Origin of the sequence: Streptomyces sp. NPDC002044, from assembly GCF_040296725.1 — a bacterium.
GTDB lineage: Bacteria > Actinomycetota > Actinomycetes > Streptomycetales > Streptomycetaceae > Streptomyces > Streptomyces antarcticus.
On record NZ_JBEOXU010000023.1, the window covers coordinates 1 to 26262 of the forward strand.

Here is a 26262-nt window from a genome sequence, read left to right on the forward strand (position 1 = left end):
GCCGGGACGGCCGGGACGGCCGGGACGGCCGGGACGGCCGGGACGGCCGGGACGGCCGGGACGGCCGGGACGGCCGGGACGGCCGGGACGGCACGGAGGGCGCCCCGGATGCCACGGGTGCCCCGCACGGCGGCGGGGACGCCCCTGCGGACGGCCGGTCCGGCGGCGGGCGGGCCCGGTCCCGTACGCCCGCCCGGGCCCGGACCCGGGCGCGGAAGCTGAGGCCGCCGAGGCTGTCCCCGCGGGACGTCCTGCACGTCGGCTCGGCGGGGCTGCGCTCGCGCCCCATGCGGGTGTTCCTCTCCGCGCTCGGCATCGCCATCGGCATCGCGACGATGATCGCCGTGGTCGGGATCTCCTCCTCCAGCCAGGCCAAGCTGCTGCGGGAACTCGACGCGCTGGGCACCAACATGCTGGTCGCGACCCCCGGCAAGGGCATGTTCTCCGGCCAGGACACCAAGCTGCCCGAGGACGCCCCCGGCATGATCTCCCGCATCCGGGGAGTCGAGTCGGTCGGCACCACCGGGGACGTGGCCGAGTCCGTACGCCGCTCGGAGAACATCCCGAAGGAGGAGACCGGCGGCATCGCGCTCAAGGCCGCCAAGGACGACCTCCTGGGCACCCTGCGGGCCCGGATGAGCAGCGGCACCTGGCTCAACGACGCCACCGGCCGCTACCCCTCGGTGGTCCTCGGCGACGTCTCCGCCCGCCGGCTCGGCATCACCGGACCGGGGCAGCAGGTCTTCATCGGCGGCCGGTACTTCACGGTGATCGGCGTCCTGGAACCGATCCCGCTGGCCCCGGAGATCGAGCGCTCCGCCCTCATCGGGTGGGACGCGGCCGGGCGGCTGCTCGGCTTCGACGGCCACCCGACGGCGGTGTACGAGCGGTCCGCCGACGACCGGGTGGCGGACGTCCGCGACCTCATCCCGCGCACCGCCAACCCGCGGACCCCGAGCGCCGTCGAGGTCACCGACCCCTCGGCGGCCCTCCAGGCGAAGGCGGCCACCGAGGGCGCCTTCAGCACCCTGCTGCTGGGCCTGGGCGGGATCGCCCTCCTGGTGGGCGGGGTCGGCGTCGCCAACACCATGATCATCTCGGTGCTGGAGCGGCGGCACGAGATCGGGCTGCGCCGCTCCCTGGGCGCCACGAAGGGGCAGATCCGCATCCAGTTCGTGACGGAGTCCCTGCTCCTGTCCGGACTCGGCGGCCTGGCCGGCATCGCCCTGGGCGGTGCGGCGACGGCCGTGTACGCGAGGGCGGGAGACCTCCCCTGGGTGGTACCCCTCTGGGCGGTCACGGGCGGCTTCGCCGCCACCCTGGCGATCGGCACGGTGGCCGGCCTCTACCCCGCGGTCCGCGCGGCCCGCCTCTCGCCGACGCTGGCACTGGCGGCGGGCTAGAAACGCCCCGGGGGCGGCCCGGCGGGCTCGGGCCGGTCCCGGGGCGGGACCGGCCCGGGGTCCCGGAGGGGGCGGCGTACGATGATCTGATGCGAACTCCCCGCCACGCCGCACGCGTTGTCATCGTGTCCCCGTCCGGATCGGTGTTCCTCTTCCGCGAGAACAACGTCGAGGTCGGCATCCACTGGCTGCCGCCGGGCGGCGGGATCGACCCGGGCGAGAGCCCCGAGGACTGCGTGCTGCGGGAGCTGCGCGAGGAGACCGGGTGGACGGACCTGTCGCCCGGCCGGCTGCTGTGCACGTGGGAACACGACTTCACGCACCAGGGCGTTCCGGTCCGCCAGCACGAGCACATCTACGTCACCACCGGCCCACGGCGCGAGCCGGTGCTGGAGTACCCCGGCATCCACTGGCAGTGGCTCTCCCCGGAGCGCCTCGCCTCCCTCGGCGAACCGCTGTGGCCCCCGCGCCTCCCGGACCTCCTCGCGGACACCTCCGCGCAGCCGGTCCACCTGGGGCTGATGGCCTGAGCCCGGTCCCCCCCGCCGACGGCCGCCCGGGACACCCGTACAGTGCCTGCGCACAGGTTCGACGGGAGGGGCACGCATGGAAGCGCGGGACGAGTCGGCAGGTCACAGACCCGAGGGGGCCGGGAGCACCCGGCGGCCGGGGAGGGCCCTGGGCGCGTGGGCGCTCGCCCTGCTGGTGCTCGGCGCCGCCCTCATCGGCGCGACCGCGGCGGCCACCGCCTGGGAGCAGCGGCAGGGATACGGCGTCTGGGAGACGTACGGAGCCGAGATGAAGCCCGGCTACCGGCACGGGGACCTGCTGCTGGCGAAGCCCGCCACGGGCGAAGAGGTCGAGCGGGGGGACGTGGTGATCACCTCCGTGCCCTGGTACATGAACGGCGACCTGATCATGCAGCGGGTCGTGGCGCTGCCCGGCGACCGGATCGCGCACCGGCTGGGTGACGACCGGCTGACGCTCAACGGCGAGCCGCTGGACGAGCCGTACCTCGCGGAACCCGGGATGCCCTCGACGGTCGCCTTCGACGTCTCCGTGCCCGAGGGGCACATGTTCCTCATGGCGGACAACCGGACGAAGTCCTGGGGCTCCCAGTTCGCCGACAACGGACCCGCGCCCCTCGCCGGGGTCGAGGGCCGGGTCGTGGCCCATTCCGGGACCGTGGCGGCCGCGCTGTTCGCCGGCTGGGCGTCGGGCGGGGCACTGCTCCTGACCGGGGCCGGGCTCGGCTGCGCCTGGCTGGTCGGCCGCCGCCGCCGCAAGCGCGCCCTGGCGGCCCTGACGCGGGCCCGGTCCTCCTTCCTGCACGTACGGCCCGACGGGGAACCGGAGGCCGACGGGGCCGGAGAGGCCGCCGGGGCCGCCGCGAGCCCCGCCGGAGGCCGGACCGGCCACCGGCCCGGGGTCTGAGGGGCACGACGGCCCGGACGGCACGCCTGGGCGGTGACCGGGCGGCGGTCTGGGCACTGCTGGGCGGCGGCTAGGCGGTGGCCTTGGCGTACAGCGAGGCCGCGTACGGCCCCAGGACGGTGCTGGTCGACACGTCGTCGGTGTCGCCGCCCGTCAGGATCCCGATGATCTTCCCGTCGCGGGCGATCCAGGCGCTGCCGCTGGTGCCGCCGGGGAAGTCCGCGCAGTCGAAGCGCTGCTCGGTGGCGCTCTCGCGGACCGCGACCGCCGTACAGGTACGGGGCACCTTGCGGTCGGCGGGGTAGCCGGTGACGGTGACCTCCTCACCGGCGCGGCCGCTCGTGTCCAGCGCGGCGGCGCCGGTCACGTCCTCGATGGCCCGGCCCCGGTCGTCGGGGGCCAGGCGGGCGAAGGCCAGGTCGTAGTCGTCGTCCGCGCCCCGCGCCCAGCGGTCGTCCTCGAAGACCCGTTCGAGCTTCCATGTGCCGTACGGCGCGACACCGTTCGCGTACGCCGGTGCGAAGACGGCGCCGTCCTCGCCCTGTTCCCCGTCGAGCAGGCAGTGACCTGCGGTGACGATGAGGTCGCGGCCCGGGCTGTGCACGACGGTCGCGGTGCAGAAGTGGTCGCCGTCCAGGCCCTTCGTGAACAGGGCCCCGGTGAACGCCGCGGGCCCGCCGGGCCGCGGCACCACGGCGGGCGGCAGCGTCCTCGCCGGCGGGGGCGAGAGCTGCGGCTTCGCCGCTCGCGAGCGCGAGGCGTCGCTCGCGCCGGCGTTCCCGCTCCCGCTCGCGCTCCCGGTCGCGCTCCCGGTCGGCGCGGCCTTGGCCCGTACGCCCGCCGCCCCCTCGGGCGGCGGCACCAGCTCGGCCACCGCGGCCGAGGCCCCCAACGCCGCAGCGGCGCACAACACCGCCGTCACCACGGACCGCCTGTCCACCGGCACGATGATCACTCCCCTTCGCCCCGGCGAAGCATGCCCGGCACCCGACGCCGGGTGCAAGGCCGGCCCCCGGCGCCCGGGCCCGGGCGCCCGGTCAGGCGCACCCGGTCAGGACACTCGCCTCAGGCGCCCGCCCACAGTCCGTCCGGGGTGAGGCTCAGGAGGTCGATCGCGTTGCCGCGGACGATGCGGTCCACCACGTCCGGGGCCAGGTGACCCATCTGGGCCTCGCCGACCTCGCGGGACTTGGGCCACGTGGAGTCCGAGTGCGGGTAGTCCGTCTCGTACAGGACATTGCCGACGCCGATCGCGTCCAGGTTCTTCAGGCCGAAGGCATCGTCGAAGAAGCAGCCGAAGACGTGCTCGGCGAAGAGCTCCGACGGCGGGCGCAGGACCTTGTCGGCGACCCCGCCCCAGCCGCGGTTCTCCTCCCAGACCACGTTCGCGCGCTCCAGGATGTACGGGATCCAGCCGATCTGGCCCTCCGCGTACATGATCTTCAGGTTGGGGAAGCGCTCGAACTTGCCGCTCATCAGCCAGTCGACCATCGAGAAGCAGCAGTTGGCGAAGGTGATGGTGGAGCCGACCGCCGGCGGGGCGTCCGCCGAGGTGGACGGCATGCGGGAGGAGGAGCCGATGTGCATGGCGATGACCGTGCCGGTCTCGTCGCACGCCTCCAGGAAGGGGTCCCAGTCGTCCGTGTGGATGGACGGCAGGCCCAGGTGCGGGGGTATCTCGGAGAAGGCGACGGCGCGCACGCCCCGGGCGGCGTTGCGGCGGACCTCCGCGGCGGCGAGGCGGGCGTCCCAGAGCGGGACCAGGGTGAGGGGGATGAGCCGGCCGTGGGCGTCGGGGCCGCACCACTCCTCCACCATCCAGTCGTTGTAGGCCCGGACGCCGAGGAGCCCCAGCTCCCGGTCCTTGGCCTCGGTGAAGGTCTGGCCGCAGAAGCGCGGGAAGGTGGGGAAGCAGAGGGCGGACTGGACGTGGTTGACGTCCATGTCGGCGAGCCGTTCGGGAACCGAGAAGGACCCCGGGCGCATCTGCTCGTAGGTGATGACTTCCAGCTTGATCTCGTCGCGGTCGTACCCGACGGCCGTGTCGAGGCGGGTGAGCGGGCGGTGCAGGTCCTCGTACACCCACCAGTCGCCGATCGGGCCGTCGTCGCCCCGGGCCCCCATGACGGGGGCGAACTTCCCGCCGAGGAAGGTCATTTCCTTGAGGGGGGCGCGGACGACCCGGGGGCCGGTGTCCTTGTACTTGGACGGGAGCCGGTCCCGCCAGACGTGGGGGGGCTCAACCGTGTGGTCGTCCACCGAGATGATCTTCGGGAAGGTCTCCATGAGTCCTACGGTAGCGCCCATCTGACGAACCGTCAGCTAGTTGGACGCGTATCGGAACGTGACGGGCTGACGTGTACGCGCGACACAGGGCAGACTGGCCCTGACAACGACGGAAGGCAGGGGGGACGACAGATGGACGGCGTACCGGCCATCCCGCAGCCGCGGAACCACCCCGAGGCAGCCCGGACCAGCTCCGCGGGAACCAGCCCCGCGTTCACCGGCGCCGGGACCACGGCCGCCGTCACCCGCGCCGCCGCCCGTTCCCAAGCCGCCCGGCCCACCGCCGACAGAGCCCGCCCCACCGCGGCCGGCCCCGCTACGCCCGTCCTCGGCCCCCCGCCCCCCGGAGCGGGCCCCGCCCCGGCCGCCCCCGGCGCGCCCGGAAGCGACCCCGGGGCGGGCCAAGACCCCCTCCCCGGCTCCCGGTTCGCCGTCCTCGGTCCCGTCCGGGCCTGGCGCGGCGCCGAGGCGCTGCCCTCCGGCACCCCCCAGCAGCGCGCCCTGCTCGCCGCGCTCCTGCTCCGCGACGGCCGCACCGCCACCGCGCCCGAGCTGATCGACGCCATCTGGGGCGAGGACCCGCCCCAGCAGGCCCTCGCCACCATCCGTACGTACGCCTCCCGCCTCCGCAAGGTCCTCGACCCGGGGCTGCTCGTCACCGAGTCCGGCGGCTACGCCATCCGCCTGCGCGCCGGCGCCACCCTCGACGTCGGCGTGGCCCGCGCCCTGGCCGCCGACGCCGAGACGGCCCGTACGGCGGGCGACCGCGCCCTCGCCCGTACGCTGCTGGCCCGCGCCCTGGACCTGTGGGACGGCGAACCCCTCGCCGCCGTCCCCGGCCCGTACGCGGAGACCGAGCGGACCCGGCTCGCGGAATGGCGGCTCCAGCTCGTGGAGACCCGGCTCGACCTCGATCTGGAGGTCGGCCAGCACGCCGAGGCGGTCTCCGAGCTGACCGCGCTCACCGCCGCCCACCCGCTGCGCGAGCGGCTGCGCGAGCTGCTGATGCTCGCCCTCTACCGCAGCGGCCGCCAGGCCGAGGCCCTCGCCGTGTACGCCGACACCCGCCGGCTCCTCGCCGACGAGCTGGGCGTCGACCCCTGCTCCGAACTCTCCGCGCTCCAGCAGCGCATCCTCAACGCCGACGCCGACCTCGCCCGCGCCGAGGACCCGGCGCCCGCAGCGGCGTCCGTCCAGGTAAGGCCCGCCCAATTGCCCGCCACCGTCTCCGACTTCACCGGCCGCAGCAGCTTCGTCGACGAGCTCGGCGGCATCCTGGCCGGCAGCGCCGGGGCGGGCCAGGTCATGGCCGTCTCCGCGCTCGCCGGGATCGGCGGCGTCGGCAAGACCACCCTCGCCGTGCACGTGGCCCACGCCGCCCGTCCGCACTTCCCCGACGGCCAGCTGTACGTCGACCTCCAGGGCACCGAGCCGCGCCCCGCCGAACCCGTCGCCGTCCTCGGCTCCTTCCTGCGCGCGCTCGGCACCCCCGACACCGCCATCCCCGACTCCCCCGCCGAGCGGGCCGCGCTGTACCGCTCCACCCTCGACGGCCGCCGCGTCCTGGTCCTCCTCGACAACGCCCGCGACGCCGCGCAGGTCCGCCCGCTGCTGCCCGGCACCGCGGGCTGCGCCGCGCTCGTCACCAGCCGCGTCCGCATGGCGGGCCTCGCCGGAGCCCACCTCGTCGACCTCGACGTGATGAGCCCCGAGGAGGCCCTCCAGCTGTTCACCCGGATCGTCGGCGCCGAACGCGTCGGCGCCGAACGGCAGGCGGCCCTCGACGTGGTCGGCGCCTGCGGCTTCCTGCCGCTCGCCATCCGCATCGCCGCCTCCCGCCTGGCCGCCCGCCGCACCTGGACCGTGTCCGTGCTCGCCGCGAAGCTCGCCGACGAGCGCCGCCGCCTCGACGAACTCCAGGCCGGTGACCTCGCCGTCAAGGCCACCTTCGAGCTGGGATACGGCCAGCTGGAGCCCGCCCAGCAGCGCGCCTTCCGGCTCCTGGGCCTCGCCGACGGCCCCGACATCTCCCTGGCCGCCGCCGCGGCCGTGCTGGACCTGCCCGAGCAGGACACCGAGGACCTCCTCGAGGCTTTAGTCGACTGCTCCCTGCTCGAATCCGCCGCCCCCGGCCGCTACCGCTTCCACGACCTCGTACGCCTCTACGCGCGTGCGTGCGCCGAGCGCGACGAGCAGCCCCCGAGCGGGCGCGAGGCCGCCCTCGACCGGCTGCTGGACTTCTACCTGGCCACCGCCGCCGGGGTGTACGCCCTGGAGCGCCCCGGCGACCGGCTGCCCGCGCACCTGTCCGCCACCCGCCACCCCGGGCTCGTCTTCACCGATCCGCGCGCCGCGCTGGACTGGCTGTACGCCGAGGCCGACCCGCTGCTGGCCTGCGTCCGGCAGGGCGCCGTACGCCAGGACCGGGAGGGGACACGGGTGCTGCGCCGGGCCGTGGACCTGCTGTGGGCGGCCAAGGACCTCGCGGAGTCCGGCGCGAACTCCAAGCAGTACGAGTCGGCCGCGACGGCCCTGCGCGACGCCGCCCACGGCGCCGGCGACCCCCGCGCCGAGGGCCGGGCGCGCACCACCCTCACCAACACCCACCTCGTCGCCGGCCGGTTCACCGAAGCCGACGACGAGGCCCGGCAGGCCACCGCTCTCGCCCGCGAGGCCGGTGACCCGCTGCCCAGCTGCTGGGCGCCCAACGACCGCGGGATCATCGCCCTCTACCAGGGCCGGCACGCGGACGGCGAGCGCTACCTGCTGGAGGCCATAGAGAACTTCCGCGCCGACGGCAACCACATCGGCGAGGCGAGCGCCCTGTGCAACCTCTCCCGCATCCACGTGGAGCTGGGCCGCCTCACGAGCGCCATCGACCTCGCCCGGCAGGGCATCGCCGTCTACGACCGGATGGGCCTGACCCTGCGCCTGGCCAACGGCCGCTATGCGCTGGGCATCGCCCTCACCCAGGCGGGCCGGCACGGCGAGGCCCTGGCGCAGCTCACCGAGGCGCTGTCGCTGTTCCACGACAACCGCCAGCCCCTGTGGGAGGGCGTGACGCACTTCCGGCTCGCCGAAACCCACCTGGCCGCGCGCCGGCCGACGCTGGCCGCCTCGCACGCCGAGCAGGCCATCGCGCTGCGCGGCATCGGCGGGGAGTGGCGCCGGGCCACCGTGCTGATGGTGCTGGGCAAGGCGCTGCTGAGGCTGGGCCAGTCGGACCGGGCGCGGGCCTGCTGGCGGGACGCGGAGGCGGTGTTCGAGCAGCTGGACTCCTCGGAACTGTCCGAAGTACGGGCACTGCTGGACCCCGAGATCGCCGCCTGACGGGTCCGCCGCCGCCCCCCGCACCCCCGTACACGGCTCTGACCTGCGACGCAGGACGATGAACGGGACGTTCATCGTTCGTTTATCGCCCCACGGCACGATAGGCACATCGACCCGCCGCTCGGGGGACTGGAGGGTCGGTCGGAGGACTACCCGTTCGGCGGTCCGCGGGGGAATCGCCGAACGGGCCCTACCCACCCACCAGGAGAATCCGATGACGACGAACGAGAACATCGTGCCGCTCGACAACCACGCCTCGGGCGTCGAGATCAAGCCGCTGGAGCAGCCCGCCGAGAAGCCCGCGGAAGTGCCGCTCGACGGCACCCAGGCCGCGGACGAGCAGATCCAGACGCTGGACAACCACGCGTCCGGCCCCCGCCCGTAACCAAGGCGGGCCGGCACGAGAACCACGGGGGAACACGGGTGTGCGGCGGTCACGGTGGCCCGGAGGGGGAGCCATCGCGACCGCCGCACACCCGCGCCCGGCCAGGGCGGCGGGTCACTAAGCTGGGAGTGTGTTCACCTCCCAGGGGCCGGGCGTCCGCGAACTCGCCGTGCAGGCCCTCTCCTCCGTCGAGCGCGGCTACGACCTCCTCGCGCCGAAGTTCGACCACACGCCCTTCCGCACCCCCGACCGGATGCTCGACGCCGTCGAGGAGACGCTCGCCGCGCGGGAGGGCTCCTTCGGCTCCGGCCTCGACCTGTGCTGCGGCACCGGCGCCGCGATCGGCATGCTGCGCCGGCTGTGCCGGGAGCGCGTGACCGGAGTGGACCTCAGCGCGGGCATGCTGGCCCAGGCCGCGCGGGCGCACCCGGACGCGCGGGTCGACTTCGTACGGGCCGACGCGCTGGCGCTGCCGCCCGCGCTCGGGGACGCGTACGACCTGGCGGTGAGCTTCGGGGCCTTCGGGCACTTCCTGCCGTCCGAGCGGCCCGCCCTCTTCGCCGGGGTGCACGCCGCGCTCCGCCCGGGCGGCCTGTTCGCCTTCCCGATCGGCGCGCCGATCCCGCCCCGCCACCCGGCGTGGTGGGCGGTGGCGGGCTTCGACGCGGCGATGCGGGTGCGCAACGCGCTCTGGCGGCCGCCGTTCGTCATGTACTACCGGACGTTCCCCCTGGGCCCGGTCCGCGCCGACCTGGAGGCGGCCGGCTTCACGGTGGAGACGGCCCCGCTGGAACACTTCGGGCGCCTGCCCTCGGGCGCCCCGCGCTGGCGGCTCGTACGGGCCCGCAAGGCGGCCGGCTAGCGCGCCGCCTCCGGGTCCTGGCGGATCCGGAGTTCCCGTTTGAGGACCTTGCCGCTCGCGTTGCGGGGCAGTTCGGCGACGAACTCCACCGTGCGCGGCACCTTGTAGTTGGCCATCTCCCGCCGGGACCAGGCGATCAGGTCGTCGGAGGTGAGGGTGGCGCCGGGGCGCCGGACGGCGTACGCCTTGCCGACCTCGCCGAGGCGCGGGTCGGGGACGCCGACCACCGCGACGTCCGCGATGTCCGGGTGCAGACCGAGGAGCTGCTCGATCTCGGCGGGGTAGGCGTTGAAGCCGCCCACGATGAACATGTCCTTGATCCGGTCGGTGATCCGCAGGTTCCCGGCCCGGTCCAGGACCCCGACGTCGCCGGTGCGCAGCCAGCCTTCGGGGGTGACGGCCGCCGCGGTCTCGGCCGCGTCCTCGAAGTAGCCCCGCATGACGTGGTGTCCGCGGACCCACACCTCGCCCGCCGTTCCGGCGGGCTGCGGCGAGCCGTCGGGGCCGGCGATGCGCAGCTCGGTGCCGGGGATGGGCCGGCCGGAGGTCTCGGCGATGACGCGGGCGGGGTCGGCGCGGCGGCACATGGTGACGATGCCGCTGGCCTCGGAGAGCCCGTAGGCGGTGAGGACGGTGGCGATGTGCAGCTCGCTGCGCAGCCGTTCGACGAGCTGGAGCGGGACGACGGCCGCCCCGGTGACGACGAGGCGCAGGGCGGACAGGTCGTGGTGGTCGCGCTGGGGGTGGTCCAGGAGCGACTGGTGGAGGGTCGGCGGCCCGGGGAGCACGGAGATGCGCTCGGCGGCGACGTTGGCGAGGACGGTGTCCACGTTGAAGACGGGCTGCGGGACCATCGTGGCCCCGCGCATCAGGCAGGCGATGATCCCGGCCTTGTAGCCGAAGGTGTGGAAGAAGGGGTTCACGATCAGGTAGCGGTCGCCTTCGCGCAGTCCGGCGAGCTCGCTCCAGACGGCGTAGCAGCGCAGGGACTGGGCGTGGGTGATGACGGCGCCCTTGGGGCTGCCGGTGGTGCCGGAGGTGAAGATGATGTCGGAGGGGGCGTCGGAGGGGATCGCCGCGGCGCGTGCGCGGACGGCGTCGGCGGACACGGCGTCCCCGCCCGCGAGGAAGTCCTTCCAGGTGCGGAAGGAGTCGGGGGCGTCGTCGGCGAGGACGACGACCTGCTCCAGGTGCGGCAGCCCGGGCAGCGGCCCGTCACCGGGCCCGTCGGCGGCGGCGCGGCGCAGGGAGGCGACGTACGAGGTGCCGAGGAAGGTGCCGGTGACGAACAGCAGCCGGGCGCGGCTGCGCTGGAGGACGTACGCGGCTTCGACGCCCTTGAAGCGGGTGTTCAGGGGGACGAGCACCGCGCCCGCCGAGACGGCTCCGAGGGCGGAGACGATCCATTCGAGGGTGTTGGGCGCCCAGACGGCGACCCGGTCGCCGGGCTCGACCCCGGCGGCGACACAGGCGGCCGCGGCGCGCTCGACACGTTGGCCGAGCTGGGCGTAGCTGACCCGCACGCGGCCGTCGACGACGGCCTCGCGGTCGGCGTACCGGACCGTGGCCTCCCTGACCAGCCCCGCGATGCTGCCCCAGCGCAGGTCGCCCCGCGGGTCTGCGCCCGGGCCGGCGGCGCCCTCGCCCGGCCCGCGGGCCGGCCCGCCCGCCGGCCCCGCGTACCCGCCGCCGTCCGTGCACCCGCCCTGACCTGTGCCGCCGGGGTCCGCGCCCCGGTCGCCCCGGTCGCCCCGGTCTTCGTGCGGGCCCTCAAACGGGCCCTCGCGCAGGCCCTCGTACGGGCCCTCGCCCCGGTCTTCGCGCAGGCCCTCGTACGAGCCCTCGTGCTGCTCTTCGTTCGCGCCCTCGTCGTCCATCGTCCGCCCTCCCCGGCACCAGTAGCTGACTATCCGTCAGATTAGCTGTAGCCTTCGCGGCTGTCAGTACTGGTGCACCCGGAGGTGGCGATGGCGGCAACGCTCAAGGACGCTACGGCGATAGTCGGCATCGGCCAGACCGCCTTTGCCAGACAACTGCCGCAGTCCGAGAAGGAATTGGCCTGCCGGGCCATTCTGGCGGCACTGGCCGACGCCGGCATAGAGCCCGCCGAGGTCGACGCCTTCTCCTCCTACACCATGGAGGAGACCGACGAGGTCGAGGTGGCCAAGGCCATCGGCGCCGGCGACGTCACCTTCTTCTCCAAGATCGGCTACGGCGGCGGCGGTTCCTGCGCCACCATCGGCCATCTCGCGGCCGCCGTCGCCACCGGCCAGGCCACCGTCGGCGTCGCCTGGCGCTCGCGCAAGCGCGGCTCCGGACCGCGCCCCTGGAAGAACACCGCCGTCCAGCTGCCCACCCCCGGGCAGTGGACCCGGCCCTTCGGCCTGCTGCGCCCCGCCGACGAGATCGGCATGCTGGCCCGCCGCTACATGCACGAGTACGGCGCCACCCGCGACCACCTCTTCAACGTGGCGATGGCCTGCCGCAACCGGGCCAACGAGAACCCGGCCGCGATGATGTACGAACGCCCGCTGACCCGCGAGATGTACATGACCTCCCGCATGATCAGCGACCCGCTCTGCCTCTTCGACAACTGCCTGGAGACCGACGGCGCGCTCGCCTGCGTGATCGTCTCCGCCGAACGCGCCCGGGACTGCCGCCAGAAGCCCGTCTACGTCCACTCCGCCGCCCAGGGGCTGCCCGCCCAGCACCACGGGATGGTCAACTACTGGAACGACGACCCGCTGACCGGGCCTGCCTGGACGGCCGCCCGGCACCTGTGGAAGCAGGCCGACTTCGGCCCGCAGGACGTGGACGTCGCCCAGATATACGACGCCTTCACCCCCCTCATCCCGCTCTCCCTGGAGGGCTACGGCTTCTGCGGCCGCGGCGAGGGCGCCGCCTTCACCGAGGGCGGCGCGCTGGAGATGGGCGGCCGGCTCCCGGTCAACACCGGGGGCGGCGGCCTGAGCGAGGCGTACGTCCACGGCTTCAACCTGATCAACGAGGGCGTCAAGCAGCTGCGCGGCACCTCCACCGCCCAGGTGCCGGACGCCGCGACCTGCCTGGTGACGGCGGGCGAGGGTGTCCCGACGTCCGCGATCCTGCTGAGAGCCTGAGGAGCCGACCCATGACCGCGCCCCGGACCACCCCCGCGACCGCGCCCGCATCCGCACCCGCGACCGCGCCCCTGACGGGGACGGGCTCCCCGCCCGCCCCGGACGCCGACGCGCTGCTGCTCCCCGTACCCGACGAGGACGGCGCCCCCTTCTGGGAGTACGCCGCCCGCGGCGAGCTGCGCGTCCAGGGCTGCGCCGACTGCGGCAGGCTCCGCTTCCCGCCCCGCCCCTGCTGCCCGCACTGCCGGTCCTTCGCGAGCGAGTGGCGCCCGATGAGCGGCCGCGGCCGCATCTGGTCCTACGTCCGCCCGTACCCGCCGCTGCTGCCCGCGTACGCCGCGCAGGCCCCGTACAACGTGATCCTCGTGGAGCTCGCCGACGCCCCGCACATCCGGCTGGCCGGCAACCTCGTCACCTCCGCCGACGCCCCGCTGGACTCGGTGGACCCGGCGCGGCTGCGCATCGGGGCGCGCGTCCAGGTGGTCTTCACCGAGACGGGCGCGATGGCCGTGCCGCGCTGGGTCCTGGAGAAGCCGTGACGCTGCGGGTGGAGCGCGACGCGTCGGCCGGGGTCGCGGTCGTCACCCTGGACCGGGAGCGCCGGCACAACGCCATCGACCTGGAGACGGCCGCCGAACTGAGCGCGGTGTGGCAGGAGTTCCGCTTCGACGACCAGGTCCGGGCCGTCGTGCTGACGGGCGCCGGGACGGCCGCGTTCTGCACCGGCATCGACCGGGGCGTCGACGTGCCGCAGCCGGGCTCCCCGTACTCGGTGGACGATCCGCTGGTCGCGATCGGCCCCAAGACGGCCGACCTGTGGAAGCCGGTGATCGCCGCCGTCAACGGCATGGCCTGCGGCGGGGCCTTCTACCTGCTGGGCGAATCGGAGTTCATCGTCTCCTCCGAGAGCGCGACGTTCTTCGACCCGCACACCGCCTACGGCATGGTCAGCGCGTACGAGGCCGTCTACATGGCGCAGCGGATGCCCTTCGGGGAGGCCGCCCGGATGTCCCTGATGGGCACGGCGGAACGGCTCTCCGCCCGGCGGGCCTACGAGATCGGCCTCGTCTCGGAGCTGACGGCGCCCGAGGAACTGCTCCCGGCGGCGCTCCGGTCGGCGCACACCCTGGCCGGATTCCCGACGGAGGCCGTGCAGGGCACCGTACGGGCGCTGTGGTCCGCGAAGCGGGCCGCGCTCCGGCAGGCCCTGGACCAGGCCCCGGCGCTGATCACGCTGGGGAACCTGGCGCCGGAGCGGCAGGCGGAGCTGTTCGCCTCCCGGCGGCCGGGAGGCGAGTACCGCCTGCGCTGAACGCCGGCACGGGCCGGGCCGGGGCCCTCGGGGTTCAGGAGCGCCGCTTGGTGGACTTCGGCTTGGGCTTCGAGGTGGGCCCGCTCGTGGAACCGCCCGACGACGAGGTCGGCGCGGGGCTGCCGGTGGCGGACGCCGACGAGGACACGACGGAGACCGTGCCGATCCGGCAGGTCTTGACCTCGGCGGCGCGCGCCGGTTCCTTGAGGGCGACGTCGACCGTGCCGGTCGCCCGCGCCTCCAGGGTCACCCGGGCGGTGGTCGCCTCCAGGACGCTGCCGGACGCGGTCTCCCGGTACAGGTTCACCTCGAAGGTGGCCTTGCGGTCCAGCCGGGAGGTCACCTTCACGGTCGTGACCGGCGGGGTCGCGCCGGCGCACGAGACGACCACGGCCGCGGCCGGGTCACCGCTCGGGCTCGCGGACGGCGTGGCGCTCGCCGAGCTGCCGCTGCCACCGCGCCCGCTCCCGGTGTGCGTCTTCTTCTTGCTGCTCTTGGAACTGGAGCAGCCGCCACCGCCGCTCTTGCTCTTGCCGCCGCTGCCGCTCCCGCCGGTCGACGAGAAACCGGTCAGCGCGAAAACGACGGTGATGAGCACGGCCGTGAACCGCATGTGACGTACGGCCACCATGGCCCCACCCCTCCCCCTGGACAACGGCGGGTCACGGTATCAGCCACCGGCCGGGCAACGCCCGGTCAGCACGGCGTCTCCACAACCTCCGGCGCCCGGCTCCTCCCGCGTGCGGCGGCGGGTACCCGGGCGTAGCGTCGGGACGGGGCCGCCATCCGAAGGGCCGGCCATGATCCGCAACGCACTCGGTTCGCTGCTGGGGCTCATCGGCGCGGCCGCCGCCGTCTGGAGCCCGTTCCGCGCCTGGTACGACGACCGCCAGGGCCGCGACTACCGCATCGAGGAGCTGTTCTCCGGCGCCGGCATCACCGACGACGGGGCTTCCCTGTTCGGGTCGATCCTGCTCCCCTTCCTCTTCGCCGCCCTCCTGGCACTGGTCGCGGTCGTGCTCCGCTCGCGGCTGCTCATGGGGCTGGCCGGGGTCGTCGTGCTCGGGTTCGCCGTGCTGTGGATGGTCCGCCAGGGCCAGGCCGCGGGCAGCCTCTCGGTCGGCGGTGACGGTCAGGGCCTCGGCGACGGCCTCGCCAACGCCTTCGGCGGAGGCGCGCTGCTGCTCCTGGGCGCGGCCGTGATGAGCGGCCGCCCCTCCCACCGCCGCTCCTCCCGCCGACGCCGGACCGCCGACGCCGTCCCGGCCCACCAGGACCCGGAGCCGTACGGCTCCCCGTACCCGCCGTCCCACCAGGACCCGCCGTCCCACCAGGCCCCGGGCCGGGACGCGGCCCACCCCCCGCACGAGACCTACCCCCCGGAGCCCCCGGAGCCCCCGGAACCGTCCGGCCCCGCGGGCTGGGGCCCGCGGCCGCCCCAGGGCCGGCCGTAACCCCTCGGCCCGGCCCCCCGGATACGGCGGCGGCCCCGCCCCCCGTGAGGGGGCGGGGCCGGCCGGCACGCGGGTGCGGGGGTCAGGCGGCGTCGACGACGCCCGAGGCCGCGATCTCGACCTTGCCCTTGGGGGCGCCGGACTGGGAGCCCAGGGCCTCGATCTGGTCGACCAGCGCCTGGCCCTCGACGACCTCGCCGAAGACGACGTGCTTGTTGTCGAGCCAGGAGGTGACGACGGTGGTGATGAAGAACTGCGAGCCGTTGGTGTTGCTGCCGGCGTTGGCCATCGACAGCAGGTACGGGCGGTCGTGCTTCAGCGTGAAGTTCTCGTCCGCGAACTTCTCGCCGTAGATGCTCTTGCCGCCGGTGCCGTTGTGGTTGGTGAAGTCACCGCCCTGCAGCATGAACTGGGGGATGACGCGGTGGAAGCCGGAGCCCGCGTAGCCGTAGCCGTTCTGGCCGGTGGCCAGCTCGCGGAAGTTCCGCGCGGTCTTCGGGACGACCTCGTCGAAGAGGTTGAAGACGATGCGGCCCGCGGGGGCGCCGTTGATGGTGATGTCGAAGAAAACGTTGCTCATGGGGTCCATCCTGTCACTCCCGGTGCGTTCCGCTACCGGGAGGGGGCGAGTCGCCTCAGCCCGCCGTACGGGTTCCGGTGCCCTTCGCCGCGTCCAGGGCGTACACGCAGCGGTCCTTGCTGCACGCGTAGACCACGCCCGCCTCCGCCACCGGGGCGCCCGTGATCTCGCCGCCCGTGGCCAGTTTCCAGCGGAGCTGGCCGCCCGCGGCGTCCAGCGTGTAGAGGCAGTGGTCGGCCGAGCCGAAGTGCACGCGGCCGTCCGCGACCGCCGGCAGGCCGGTGATCTCGCCGCCCGCCGCGAAGCGCCACTTCGGGGTGCCGGTGACCGCGTCGAGGGTGTACAGCGCGCTGCCCGCGCCGAGGTGCACGTTGCCGTTGGCCACGAGCACCGGGTCGGCGGAGGCCCGCGACTCCGTCGCGATCCGCCAGCGGTCCTTGCCGGTGGCCGCGTCGAGGGCGTAGACGGTGCCCAGGTGGTCGGCGAGGTAGACCCCGCCGCCGGTCACCGCGGGCCCCGGCGCGAACGCGGGGGCGGCCAGGAACACCGCGGGGGCCTCGAAGTGCCAGCGGACCCGGCCCGAGGACCGGTCCACGGACAGCACCCGGGTTCCGGCGCTGACGTAGACGTTGCCGTCGGGGGCCGGGGTGACCCGTACGGGCACGTTCCCGCAGGAAGCCGCGTCACCGACCGGGTACGACCAGGACTCGCGGCCGCTGCGGGCGTCCACGGCGCGCAGCCGGGCGTCCTGCCACACGTACACGGTGCCGTCGTGCAGGACGGGGGCCGCCTCCGGGGTCTCGAAGTCGGTCTGCGCGCCGGACAGCTCCCACAGCCGGTGCCCGGTGGACGCCTCCCAGCCCTGTACGCCGCCGCCGCGCGTGGCGGTGACGACGGTGCCGCGCTCCGCGCTCAACGCGTACACCCAGGCGTCGGTGGACAGCCGCCACCGCTCGGAGCCGTCGGTGGCGTCGAGCGCGTACAGGGAGGGGCCGTCGGAGGCGTGGATGCGGCCCTCGGAGACGGCCATGGACCAGGCGACGTCGCGGGTCTTGAACTGGCGGCGGCCGCTGGCCACGTCCAGGGCGTGGACCTCGAAGGAGGTCACGTACAGCAGGTCGCCGGCCACGGTGGGGGTGCCCCACACCTCGTTGGACATGCGGAAGCGCCACGGGCGCCAGCGGCCGCTGTCCGGGGCCGGACCCGGGTTCGGCACGGCCGCCACGACCGAGGGGGCCGCGGTGGAACCACCGGGCGGGCGGATCCAGCCGGTGGCGGAGTCCGCGGCGGCGTGCGGGGCGGGCGCCACCGCCGTCGCGCGCGGCCCGGGCCCGATCGGCACCGGGGAGCCGCCGAGGCGTACGGGCTCGCCGGACGGCACCGGGGCCATCGGCGGGTGGTGGGGGCGCTGCGGAACGGCGTGCCCGGTCCGCGGGTCCGCCCACGGGTCGGCGCCACGCTGACGGCGGTGCGTGGCGGCCCCGGAGTCCGGGCCGCGGGAGCCGCCGGGGCGGGGCGCGGGGGCGCGGACCACGGCGGCGGGGGGCGTGCGGTTCCCCGACCGGCGGGCCTCGATCATCGCGACGACCCGCTCGGGCAGCCACGCCGAGGCGGTGCCGCTGTCGTCACCGCCGTCGAAGAGGTGCGGGGCGAGCTGCGCCTGGAGGTCGGCGGGGGTCGGCCGCTGCGTGGCGTCCATCTGCATGCAGGAGTCGATGAGCGGCCGCAGCTCGTCGGGGAGCCCCTCCAGGTTGGGGCCCTCGCGCAGCAGCATGAAGACCGTCTCCACCGGATTCGCCCCGTGGTACGGCGGGTGCCCGGTCGCGGCGAAGACGAGGGTGGAGCCGAGCGAGAACACGTCGCTCGCGCCCCGGACGCTGCGCGAGTCCTTCGCCTGCTCCGGCGACATGTACGCCGGGGTGCCGACGGCGACGTTGGTCATCGTCAGCCGGGTGTTGGAGACGCCGCTCGCGATGCCGAAGTCGATCACGCGCGGCCCGTCCTCGACGACGAGCACGTTGGACGGCTTCAGGTCGCGGTGGACGAGGCCGGCGCCGTGGATGGACTGCAGCGCCTCGGCGATCCCGGCGGCCAGCCAGCGCACGCCCTGGGCGGGCATCGGCCCGCACTCGTTGACGATCTCCTCCAGGGAGGGCGCCGGGACGTAGGCGGTGGCCAGCCAGGGCACGGCGGCGCGCGGGTCGGCGTCGACGACGGCCGCCGTGTAGAAGCCGGAGACCGCGCGGGCGGCCTCGACCTCGCGGGTGAAACGCACCCGGAACAGCTGGTCCTCGGCCAGTTCGGTGCGCACCGTCTTGATCGCGACCCGCCGTCCGGACGCGGACCGCGCGAGATAGACCAGCCCCATGCCGCCGGCGCCGAGCCGTCCCAGCACCTCGAAGGGGCCGATCCGTCTCGGGTCGTGCTGCGTCAGCTGCTCCACCACTCGCCTCCACACCTCCCCGTACGGGCCCTCGCCGGGTCCGCTTCCACCAGCACGCGCGAGCCGGGCCCGGGGCGCGGCCCCGTGCAGCGTCTCACCCCCGGGCGCCGCCCGGGGTCGCGCAACCCCGATTCTGTCAGGCCCGCGCCCGGTCCGGCCCCGGGACGGGCCCGCGACGGCCCGGGGACGGTCCCGCGACGCCGCGCGGTCAGCCCGCGGGGCGGGTCCGCGGCTCCGAGAGCAGCCCGAAGACCGCCCCCTGATCGTCGGCGACGACCGCGATCCTCCCGTACGGGGTGTCGAACGGATCGGCGGTGACCCGGCCGCCCAGCCGCTGCACCGCGGCGACGGACGCGTCGCAGTCCGGGACGGCGAAGTAGGCGAGGAAGTGCGCCGGCATGGCCTCCGGGAAGGCGTCGGTGATCAGGCTGCGCCCCATCACGGCGGTGTGCGTGCCGGGGGCGCTGCCGGGCGGGGACCAGATGCGGTACTCGACGCCGGCGTCGTCCTGGTCCTGGGGGACGTAGCCGAAGACCTTGGCGTAGAAGGCGTCGACGGCGTCGCGGGCCCGTGTGTAGACCTCGGTCCAGCAGTACGTGTACGGCTCCTGCTGCGCGTCGAAGCCGTGGTGGGTGCCCGGCTGCCAGAGGCCGAAGACGGCGCCGCCGGGGTCGGCGGCCAGGGCGGCGGTCCCGTACGGGCCGACGGGCATGGGGTCCATCACCATCTGGCCCCCGGCGGCGCGGATGCGCTGGGCGCAGGCGTGGGCGTCGGTCGTGTAGAGGTAGATCCCCCAGACGGTGGGCATGCGGCCGTCCGGTTTGGGGGCGAGGGCGGCGACGTTGCGGCCCCGGCTGTACGCCTGCGTGTAGTGGCCGTACCGGTCGCCGGCGCCGTTGGCGAAGGTCCACCCGAAGAGCTCACCGTAGAAGCGCTTGCCCGCCTCGACGTCCGGCAGCGAGGCGTCGACCCAGCAGGGTGCGCCTTCCGCGAATGCGGCCATGAGCCCGGTTCCTTCCGTTGTGCGGTGGTTCGTGCCCTCTTCGCCCCTCCCCGCCATGGTTAGCCCGAAAACTTGTCCACAGCCTGTTGATAAGACTATTCGGGGGACGGCCGCGGGCAACCGGCCGGTCCCCGGGCGGCCGGGCGGCGCGGGACGGCGGCGGGTGGGCGCGGGGCGGCGTGCGCGCGGGGCCCGTACGGGCCGTACGTCCCCGACCGCCGGTACGCGACGCGGCGGGGCCCCTCAGGACCGGCTCCGGGCCAGGCCAGCGGCCCCGTAACCCCATTTGCAGGCGGCCGAATAGCGCGCCGATCACCCCTCGGTAAGCTGACGGCATGACAGGACAAGTACGCACCGTCGACGGGCGTGTCGCCGGCCGGCGCGGCCAGGCGACGCGGCAGAAGCTGCTCGACTGCCTCAGCGAGATGCTCAGCTCCTCGCCGTACCGCGACGTCAAGGTGATCGACGTCGCCCGCAAGGCCGGCACCTCTCCCGCGACCTTCTACCAGTACTTCCCGGACGTCGAGGGCGCCGTCCTGGAGATCGCCGAGCACATGGCCAGCGAGGGCGCGCAGTTGACGTCGCTCGTCGAGGGCCGCACCTGGGTCGGCAAGGCCGGGTGGTCGGCGGCGGAGGAACTGGTCGAGGGCTTCCTGGAGTTCTGGCGGCGCAACGACGCGATCCTGCGGGTCGTCGACCTCGGCGCGGCCGAGGGCGACAAGCGCTTCTACAAGATCCGCATGAAGATCCTGAACTCCGTCACCAACTCCCTCACGGAGTCGGTCAAGGACCTCCAGGCCAAGGGCAAGGTCGACAAGGACGTCAGCCCCGCGGCGATGGCCGGCTCGCTGGTCGCGATGCTGGCCGCGGTCGCCTCGCACCAGAAGGGGTTCCAGACCTGGGGCGTCAAGCAGGCCGAACTCAAGCCGAACCTGGCCCTGCTCGTCCACCTCGGCATCACGGGCAAGAAGCCGACCAAGTGACGACGGACCCTTCCGGGGTCCGTCGTCCCGGGGCGGTCCCGTGCCGCCCAACGCCTGCGATCAGCGACGCTCCAGGCGGAACAACCGGATCTCGCGCTCGATGCGCGCCTGGTACGTCGCGTACGGCGGCCAGAACACCAGGGCGGCCGCCCACGCCTCCGCCCGTTCCTCCCCCTCCAGCAGCCGGGCCCGGACCGCGATGTCCTGGCCCTTCCAACTCACGTCCGCGTCCGGGTGCTTGAGCAGGTTTCCGGTCCACGCCGGGTGCCCGGGCCGGCCGAAGTTGGAGCCGATCAGCAGCCAGGCCGCCCCGCCGTCCTCCGGCATGCAGGCCAGCGGGGTGGAACGCGGCACGCCCGTCCTGGCCCCCTTGGCGGTGAGGATCACGCCCGGCAGCATCCGGGCGCTCAGGATGACCTTGCCGCGGGTCAGCCTGTGCACCGCCTTGTCCATGGCGGGGATGAAGTGGGGCGCGACCTTGGCGAACAGCCTGGTCGAGGAGACCTTCCGCATCAGCTTGACGCCGACGCCGGGATTCACGGCCATCAGACGGCCACCTTCTCCTTCTCGGATTCCGCTTCCGCGGAGGGGGTGAAGAGGCCGGCCCGGTGCGCGGCGTGCGCCCGCAGCCGGTGGACCGGCCCGAACAGCAGCTCGTCGGACGCCGCCCGCTTGAAGTACAGGTGTGCGTCGTGCTCCCAGGTGAAGCCGATGCCGCCGTGCAGCTGGATCGCCTCGCCCGCGGTGACGCGCAGGGCCTCCAGGGCCTGGGCGAGGGCGAGTCCGCCCTGCGCCGGGTCCCACGCCGCGTAGTAGGCGGCCGAACGGGCCGCCTGCGTCTGGACGTAGAGGTCGGCGAGCCGGTGCTTGACGGCCTGGAAGGAGCCGATCGCCCGGCCGAACTGCTCGCGCCGGCGCACGTACTCCACGGTCCGGGCGAGAGCCTGGCCGGCCGCGCCGACCGCCTCGGCGGCGAGCACGGCGGCGGCGGTGGCCCCGGTGGCGGCGAGGGCCCGCGCGACGTCCACCTCCCCCCGCCCGTCGCCGAGCAGCCGCGCGGGGACGTCCCGGAGCTGGATCGCGGCCTGCGGCCGGGTCTCGTCGAGCACGGCCTGCCGCGCGCGTACGAGGCCGGGCGCGTCCTCCCGTACGAGGAACAGCAGCGTGCGGGCGCGCGCGAAGCCCCCGGTGTGCGCGGCGACCAGCAGCACCGACGCGCTGTGGCCGTCGAGCACCTGGGCCGCCTCCCCGTACAGCCGCCAGCCGTCGCCGTCGGCGCGGGCCTGGACCCCGCCCGCGCGGCCGCCGCCGGCCCACTCGCCGGAGGTGTTGTCGCCGGTCAGCGCGAGGGCGGTGGCGAGCACCGGGCCGGGGACGGCGAGGGCGGCCGTCAGACCGCCGGCCGCGAGCGCCGGGAGCAGCTCGGAGCGCTGGGCGCCGGTGCCGAGCGCGGTGATCAGCGGTACGCAGAGCCCGGCGGTGGCGAACAGCGGCGAGGGCAGCAGCACCCGCCCGGCCTCCTCGCAGGCCAGGGCCAGGTCGGCGGGGGTACAGCCGACGCCGCCGTACTCCTCGGCGACGGCGAGGCCGGGCAGCCCGAGCCGCTGGGCGAGCTGCTGCCACAGCTCGCGGTCGTGTCCGGCGGCGGTACGGACGGCGGCCTTGACCTCGTCCGGGCCGCAGCGTTTGCCCAGGATCTCGCGCAGGGTGCGGCGTATCTCTTCCTGCTCCGCGGTGAAGGCGGCATCCATCGTCGGGCTCCTCCCCGTATCTGACGGGCCGTCATGTTAGGGCGGCGGGGGCCAGATGCACAGGGGGCGGACGACGGGGCGTTGCCGCCCGGGGCCGGGAGGCGGGGCGGCACGCGGCCGGGAGGCGGGCCGCACACGGCCGGCGGGGAGGGCCGCACACGGCCGGCGGGGAGGGCGGGGCGGGGCGGTCGCCCGACGGGCCGGGGCCCGCCGGGACGGTGGCCCGGCACCCCCGCCAGGTCCGCACCCCCGCCAGGTCCGCACCCCCGCCGGGCCCGCGTCCGGGCGGCTCGCGGTCTAGCGTCTGACGCATCGTCAGATATACCGTCTCCTCATGCCTGGACCGTCGGGACAGCCCCGCCCCCTGCCCTCCCCCGCACCGCGCCGCCGGGTCGCGGTCGTCGGTGTCGCCCTCTCGGACTGCGGGCGGGTGGACGGCCCCACCCCCTACGCCCTGCACGCGCAGGCCGCCCGGCGCGCCCTGGCCGACTCCGGACTGGACCGCTCCGTCATCGACGGTTTCGCCTCGGCCGGCCTCGGCACCCTCGCCCCGGTCGAGGTGGCCGAGTACCTGGGCCTGCGCCCCACCTGGGTCGACTCCACCTCGGTCGGCGGTTCCACCTGGGAGGTCATGGCGGCCCACGCGGCGGACGCCATCGCCGCCGGGCACGCCAACGCCGTGCTGCTGGTCTACGGATCCACCGCCCGCGCGGACATCAAGGCCCGCCGCCGGACCTCGAACCTCTCCTTCGGGGCGCGGGGACCGCTGCAGTTCGAGGTCCCGTACGGGCACACGCTGATCTCCAAGTACGCGATGGCCGCCCGCCGTCACATGCACGAGTACGGCACGACGCTGGAGCAGCTCGCCTCGGTGGCCGTGCAGACCCGGGCGAACGCGGCCGCGAACCCCGACGCGATGTTCCGCGACCCCATCACCGTGGACGAGGTGCTGTCCGGCGAGATGATCGCCGACCCGTTCACCAAACTGCACTGCTGCATCCGCTCGGACGGCGGCTGCGCGGTGCTGCTGGCGGCGGAGGACTACGTACCGGACACCGCGAAGGCTCCCGTCTGGGTGCTGGGCGCGGGCGCCTCGGTCTCGCACACCACCATGTCGGAGTGGGAGGACTTCACCGTCTCCCCCGCGGCGGTCTCCGGCCGCCTGGCCTTCGAACGGGCCGGCCTGACCCCGGCGGACGTCGACCTCGCCGAGATCTACGACGCGTTCACGTACATGACCCTGGTGACCCTGGAGGACCTCGGGTTCTGCGCCAAGGGCGAGGGCGGCGCCTTCGTCGAGAAGGGCCGCCTGCTGCGCGACGGCGAACTCCCGGTCAACACCGACGGCGGCGGCCTCTCCGCCTGCCATCCGGGCATGCGCGGACTGTTCCTGCTGGTCGAGGCCGTCCGCCAGCTGCGCGGCGAGGCGGGCGCCGGCCAGGTCGTGAAGGCCGGCGGCCGCCTGCCGGAGGTCGCCCTGGCCTCGGGCACGGGCGGCTGGTTCTGCTCCTCGGGAACGATCCTGCTGGGCCGTTAGCGGGTGTCGTCAGTACTGCCAGCGCGGCTGGCCGCCGTCCTGGCGGCAGTGGATCAGCCGCCCGTTCCCCGCGTGCGTGGACCGGCCCAGGTCGGCCTTGCGGCAGAACTGGCCGGCGTTGTAGCAGTTGCCGGCGTTGGAGACGATCTCGCAGTCGGCGGGTACCGGCCGGGTCGGCGCCTGCGTCGTCGGCCGGACCGCCGGTTTCGTCGCGGGCCGGGGCGCCTGGCTGGTGGCGGGCGGCTTCGGGTCGGCGGCCGGGGCCGTGGTGCGCGGGGCGGCCGCCCGGGTGGGCGAGGGGCCCGGTACGGCCGCGGGGGCGGCGGCGGGGGCCGCCGTCGGGGACGCCGCCTCGGGCGTGGGCGTGGGCGTGGGCGTGGGTGTGGGCGTGGGTGTGGGGCTCGGGCTCGCGGTCGGGGCCGCGGCCGAGGAAACCGGCGGAGGCGTCACGGCGGGAGCCCCGCCGTCCGCCGGTCCGCAGGCGACCGCCACGCCCGCCACGAGCAGGGCGACCAGCGCCCGCCGGACCGGGCCGTTCGTACGCCGTCTTCCATCTCTAGCCATCGGTACCCCCACCAGAAGCCGTTCGAAGGAGGCACATCATATGAACGGACGCCCGTAGCGGATGCTTTTCGGCCAAACCGTGACCAAGGGCCGTCCGTACGAGGAGATACGCGGAGATTCGGGGCCCCCTGCGCGGCAGCGCGCCCGGCCCTGCGGGCGTACGGAACGACTCTGACGACACCCCCTAGCCTGTGACCATGACGCGAGAGATCGGCAGCGAAGAGTTCCGTGCCACCCTGCACTCCCTGCGCGTGTGGGACGGTCCGCTTCCCGCGTTCGACCCCGCAGCCGCGCCCGCCGGGCCGTTGCCGCTGTTCCGGGAGTGGTTCACGGACGCCGCCGGGGCCGGGCAGCCGGAGCCGCACACGATGAGCCTGGCGACGGTCGACGCGCAGGGCCGGCCCGACGTGCGGACGCTGATGCTCCACGACGCCGACGCCCGCGGCTGGCACTTCGCCACGCACGCCACCAGCGCGAAGGGCGAGCAGCTGGCCGGCCACCCGGACGCCGCGCTGGGGTTCTACTGGCCCGCCGTGGCCCGCCAGATCCGGCTGCGGGGCCGGGTCACCGCCTGCGACGCGCGGGAGAGCCGGGCGGATCTGGCGGTCCGCTCGCGCGGCGCGCTGGCCGCCGCCCTGACCGGCCGGCAGAGCGAGGTCCTCGGCTCGACGCAGGAGCTGGTGCGGGCGTCGGAGGCGGCCTGGGAGCGGGCCGGGGCCGAACCGGACGCTCCGGCGCCCACATGGACCCGGTACGTCCTGGCCCCCGTCGAGGTCGAGTTCTTCCAGGGCGACGCCGCCCGCCGCCACACCCGCCTCCGCTACCGCCAGACCCCGAACGGCGCCTGGACCCGCGAGCTGCTCTGGCCGTAACGGCCGCGGTCGGGACCGGCCCCGACCGCCCGGACCGCACCGACCGGCAGCCGCCTCCCGCCTACCCCGCCGCCGCCCGGCGGAAGACCGCCACCGCCACCCCGTCCGCCGCCTCGCGGAAGGTCACCGTCAGCGGCATGCCGACCGCCAGGTCCGCCGCCTCGCAGTCGACGACCTCCGTCATCATCCGCGGCCCCTCCGCCAGGTCGACCACGGCCGCCGTGTACGGGACCCGCTCCCCGAACGGCGGGAGGTCGTTGCGGTGCACCACCGACCAGGTGTAGAGCGTCGCGCGGCCGCTCGCCGCCTCCCACGCCACCCGGTCCTCCCCGGCCCAGCAGAACGGGCAGAACTCGCGCGGGTAGTGGTGCGCCCGCCCGCAGTCCGCGCAGCGGCGCAGCAGCAGCCGCCCCTGGGCCGCCGCGTCCCAGTAGGGGCGGGTGAAGTCGTCCGCCTCCGGGAGGTCGTACCGGGCGGTCACAGGAAGAGCCCGAAGGCGGCGTCGAGGGACCAGGTCTGCCAGCCCATGGCGAAGAGCGCGACGAGGGAGATGAGCGCCATCATGGCGTTCTGACCCTGCTCGGCCCAGTCGTGGATCATCAGCACCAGGTAGAGCAGGTTCAGCAGCAGCCCTCCGACCAGGGCGACCGGCGTCAGGAGACCGAGCACCAGGCCCAGCCCGAGGGCGAGTTCGGCGTAGACGACGAGGTACGCCATCGCCTTCGGCCGAGGCCGCACCACCTTCTCGAAGCCGCCCTTCACGAACCCCCAGCGGTGCTTGCCCGCGACGTCGGCGGCCCACGCGATGCCGGTCCCGCGCTCGAACCAGCCCTTCTTGTCCTTGTGCCGCCAGCTCTCCAGCCACCACAGGCCGAGCCCTATCCGGAGCACGGCGAGCCATTCGGCCCCACTGAGCCAGACGGTCTGCATCGGCAGCCCTCCAC

The 26262-nt window shown here is 74.8% G+C and carries 25 protein-coding genes; 13 read left to right on the forward strand and 12 right to left on the reverse strand.

All coding sequences use genetic code 11. The features are described from left to right. Positions 1-218: 218 nt before the first annotated feature. From ABT106_RS08875 to lepB, 3 genes are all read left to right on the forward strand, one after another. A complete protein-coding gene (locus ABT106_RS08875) occupies positions 219-1403 on the forward strand; it encodes an ABC transporter permease (RefSeq protein ID WP_351274547.1) in 1185 nt (394 codons plus the stop codon). A gap of 89 nt (positions 1404-1492) precedes the next feature. Then, on the forward strand, positions 1493-1933 hold the full coding sequence (locus ABT106_RS08880; RefSeq protein ID WP_351274413.1) for an NUDIX hydrolase: 441 nt from the start codon (positions 1493-1495) through the stop codon (positions 1931-1933). A 76-nt stretch (positions 1934-2009) separates the two neighbouring features. Next, the gene (gene lepB, locus ABT106_RS08885; RefSeq protein WP_351274415.1) at positions 2010-2837 is read left to right on the forward strand and encodes a signal peptidase I; all 828 of its coding nucleotides are present in this window, start codon (positions 2010-2012) and stop codon (positions 2835-2837) included. 70 nt (positions 2838-2907) lie between these two features. On the opposite strand, the gene ABT106_RS08890 is transcribed toward lepB, so the two are convergent. Together ABT106_RS08890 and ABT106_RS08895 are read right to left on the reverse strand one after the other, a co-directional pair. Continuing rightward, positions 2908-3777 carry a trypsin-like serine peptidase gene (locus tag ABT106_RS08890; RefSeq protein ID WP_351274417.1) on the reverse strand — a complete coding sequence of 290 codons (870 nt, stop codon included), beginning with the start codon at positions 3775-3777 and terminating at the stop codon, positions 2908-2910. 125 nt (positions 3778-3902) lie between these two features. Further along, entirely contained in the window at positions 3903-5123 is a 1221-nt protein-coding gene (locus ABT106_RS08895; RefSeq protein WP_351274420.1) for an amidohydrolase family protein, read from the reverse strand. Positions 5124-5255: 132 nt separating this feature from the next. Between ABT106_RS08895 and afsR the strand changes: the two genes are divergently transcribed. From afsR to ABT106_RS08910, 3 genes are all read left to right on the forward strand, one after another. Then, a complete protein-coding gene (gene afsR / locus ABT106_RS08900) occupies positions 5256-8453 on the forward strand; it encodes an SARP-family global regulator AfsR (RefSeq protein ID WP_351274422.1) in 3198 nt (1065 codons plus the stop codon). Between the two features lie 214 nt (positions 8454-8667). Further along, positions 8668-8838 (forward strand): hypothetical protein, encoded by a 171-nt coding sequence (locus ABT106_RS08905; protein ID WP_351274424.1) that lies wholly within the window; start codon positions 8668-8670, stop codon positions 8836-8838. Positions 8839-8968: 130 nt separating this feature from the next. Then, positions 8969-9700: a class I SAM-dependent methyltransferase gene (locus ABT106_RS08910; protein ID WP_351274427.1), complete on the forward strand. Its 732-nt coding sequence runs from the start codon at positions 8969-8971 to the stop codon at positions 9698-9700. On the opposite strand, the gene ABT106_RS08915 is transcribed toward ABT106_RS08910, so the two are convergent. Then, a complete protein-coding gene (locus ABT106_RS08915) occupies positions 9697-11577 on the reverse strand; it encodes a FadD3 family acyl-CoA ligase (RefSeq protein ID WP_351274429.1) in 1881 nt (626 codons plus the stop codon). The two genes, ABT106_RS08910 and ABT106_RS08915, sit on opposite strands and share 4 nt — an antisense overlap. Before the next feature lie 90 nt (positions 11578-11667). On the opposite strand from ABT106_RS08915, the gene ABT106_RS08920 reads away from it, so the two are divergent. The 3 genes from ABT106_RS08920 (at position 11668) to ABT106_RS08930 (ending at position 14131) form a co-directional block, all read left to right on the forward strand. Continuing rightward, the gene (locus ABT106_RS08920) at positions 11668-12819 is read left to right on the forward strand and encodes a lipid-transfer protein (RefSeq protein WP_351274431.1); all 1152 of its coding nucleotides are present in this window, start codon (positions 11668-11670) and stop codon (positions 12817-12819) included. A gap of 113 nt (positions 12820-12932) precedes the next feature. Then, positions 12933-13358 (forward strand): Zn-ribbon domain-containing OB-fold protein, encoded by a 426-nt coding sequence (locus ABT106_RS08925; RefSeq protein ID WP_351274549.1) that lies wholly within the window; start codon positions 12933-12935, stop codon positions 13356-13358. Next, a complete protein-coding gene (locus ABT106_RS08930; protein WP_351274434.1) occupies positions 13355-14131 on the forward strand; it encodes an enoyl-CoA hydratase/isomerase family protein in 777 nt (258 codons plus the stop codon). Before ABT106_RS08925 ends, ABT106_RS08930 begins: the two co-directional genes overlap by 4 nt. A 34-nt stretch (positions 14132-14165) precedes the next feature. On the opposite strand, the gene ABT106_RS08935 is transcribed toward ABT106_RS08930, so the two are convergent. Further along, a complete protein-coding gene (locus tag ABT106_RS08935) occupies positions 14166-14762 on the reverse strand; it encodes a hypothetical protein (RefSeq protein ID WP_351274437.1) in 597 nt (198 codons plus the stop codon). Between the two features lie 169 nt (positions 14763-14931). On the opposite strand from ABT106_RS08935, the gene ABT106_RS08940 reads away from it, so the two are divergent. Beyond that, entirely contained in the window at positions 14932-15585 is a 654-nt protein-coding gene (locus tag ABT106_RS08940) for a hypothetical protein (RefSeq protein WP_351274440.1), read from the forward strand. A gap of 82 nt (positions 15586-15667) precedes the next feature. Here the strand turns inward: ABT106_RS08940 and ABT106_RS08945 are convergent, their stop codons facing one another. The 3 genes from ABT106_RS08945 to ABT106_RS08955 all read right to left on the reverse strand — a co-directional run bounded on the left by ABT106_RS08945 (position 15668) and on the right by ABT106_RS08955 (position 19611). Then, positions 15668-16165, reverse strand: coding sequence for a peptidylprolyl isomerase (locus tag ABT106_RS08945; RefSeq protein WP_351274443.1), 498 nt, complete (start codon positions 16163-16165; stop codon positions 15668-15670). Positions 16166-16220: 55 nt separating this feature from the next. Next, the gene (gene afsK, locus ABT106_RS08950) at positions 16221-18611 is read right to left on the reverse strand and encodes a protein serine/threonine kinase AfsK (protein ID WP_351274445.1); all 2391 of its coding nucleotides are present in this window, start codon (positions 18609-18611) and stop codon (positions 16221-16223) included. Positions 18612-18816: 205 nt separating this feature from the next. Continuing rightward, complete coding sequence (locus ABT106_RS08955; RefSeq protein WP_351274448.1) at positions 18817-19611, reverse strand: VOC family protein; 795 nt, start codon at positions 19609-19611, stop codon at positions 18817-18819. Between the two features lie 335 nt (positions 19612-19946). On the opposite strand from ABT106_RS08955, the gene ABT106_RS08960 reads away from it, so the two are divergent. Continuing rightward, positions 19947-20594 carry a TetR family transcriptional regulator gene (locus ABT106_RS08960; RefSeq protein ID WP_267727096.1) on the forward strand — a complete coding sequence of 216 codons (648 nt, stop codon included), beginning with the start codon at positions 19947-19949 and terminating at the stop codon, positions 20592-20594. Positions 20595-20654: 60 nt separating this feature from the next. Here the strand turns inward: ABT106_RS08960 and ABT106_RS08965 are convergent, their stop codons facing one another. Further along, positions 20655-21140: a nitroreductase family deazaflavin-dependent oxidoreductase gene (locus tag ABT106_RS08965; RefSeq protein WP_351274452.1), complete on the reverse strand. Its 486-nt coding sequence runs from the start codon at positions 21138-21140 to the stop codon at positions 20655-20657. Then, complete coding sequence (locus ABT106_RS08970) at positions 21140-22345, reverse strand: acyl-CoA dehydrogenase family protein (protein WP_351274454.1); 1206 nt, start codon at positions 22343-22345, stop codon at positions 21140-21142. Before ABT106_RS08970 ends, ABT106_RS08965 begins: the two co-directional genes overlap by 1 nt. A gap of 334 nt (positions 22346-22679) precedes the next feature. Here ABT106_RS08970 and ABT106_RS08975 point away from each other — a divergent pair, with 334 nt between their 5' ends. Next, entirely contained in the window at positions 22680-23882 is a 1203-nt protein-coding gene (locus ABT106_RS08975) for a thiolase C-terminal domain-containing protein (RefSeq protein ID WP_351274457.1), read from the forward strand. Positions 23883-23891: 9 nt separating this feature from the next. On the opposite strand, the gene ABT106_RS08980 is transcribed toward ABT106_RS08975, so the two are convergent. After that, entirely contained in the window at positions 23892-24446 is a 555-nt protein-coding gene (locus ABT106_RS08980) for a hypothetical protein (RefSeq protein ID WP_351274459.1), read from the reverse strand. 197 nt (positions 24447-24643) lie between these two features. Between ABT106_RS08980 and ABT106_RS08985 the strand changes: the two genes are divergently transcribed. Next, positions 24644-25318 (forward strand): pyridoxine/pyridoxamine 5'-phosphate oxidase, encoded by a 675-nt coding sequence (locus ABT106_RS08985; protein ID WP_351274462.1) that lies wholly within the window; start codon positions 24644-24646, stop codon positions 25316-25318. Positions 25319-25379: 61 nt separating this feature from the next. Here ABT106_RS08985 and ABT106_RS08990 read toward each other — a convergent pair whose 3' ends face one another. Continuing rightward, a complete protein-coding gene (locus ABT106_RS08990; RefSeq protein ID WP_351274465.1) occupies positions 25380-25799 on the reverse strand; it encodes a Zn-ribbon domain-containing OB-fold protein in 420 nt (139 codons plus the stop codon). Then, positions 25796-26248, reverse strand: a complete 453-nt coding sequence (locus ABT106_RS08995) for a DoxX family membrane protein (RefSeq protein ID WP_351274468.1) — start codon at positions 26246-26248, stop codon at positions 25796-25798. Before ABT106_RS08995 ends, ABT106_RS08990 begins: the two co-directional genes overlap by 4 nt. Positions 26249-26262 lie beyond the last annotated feature (14 nt).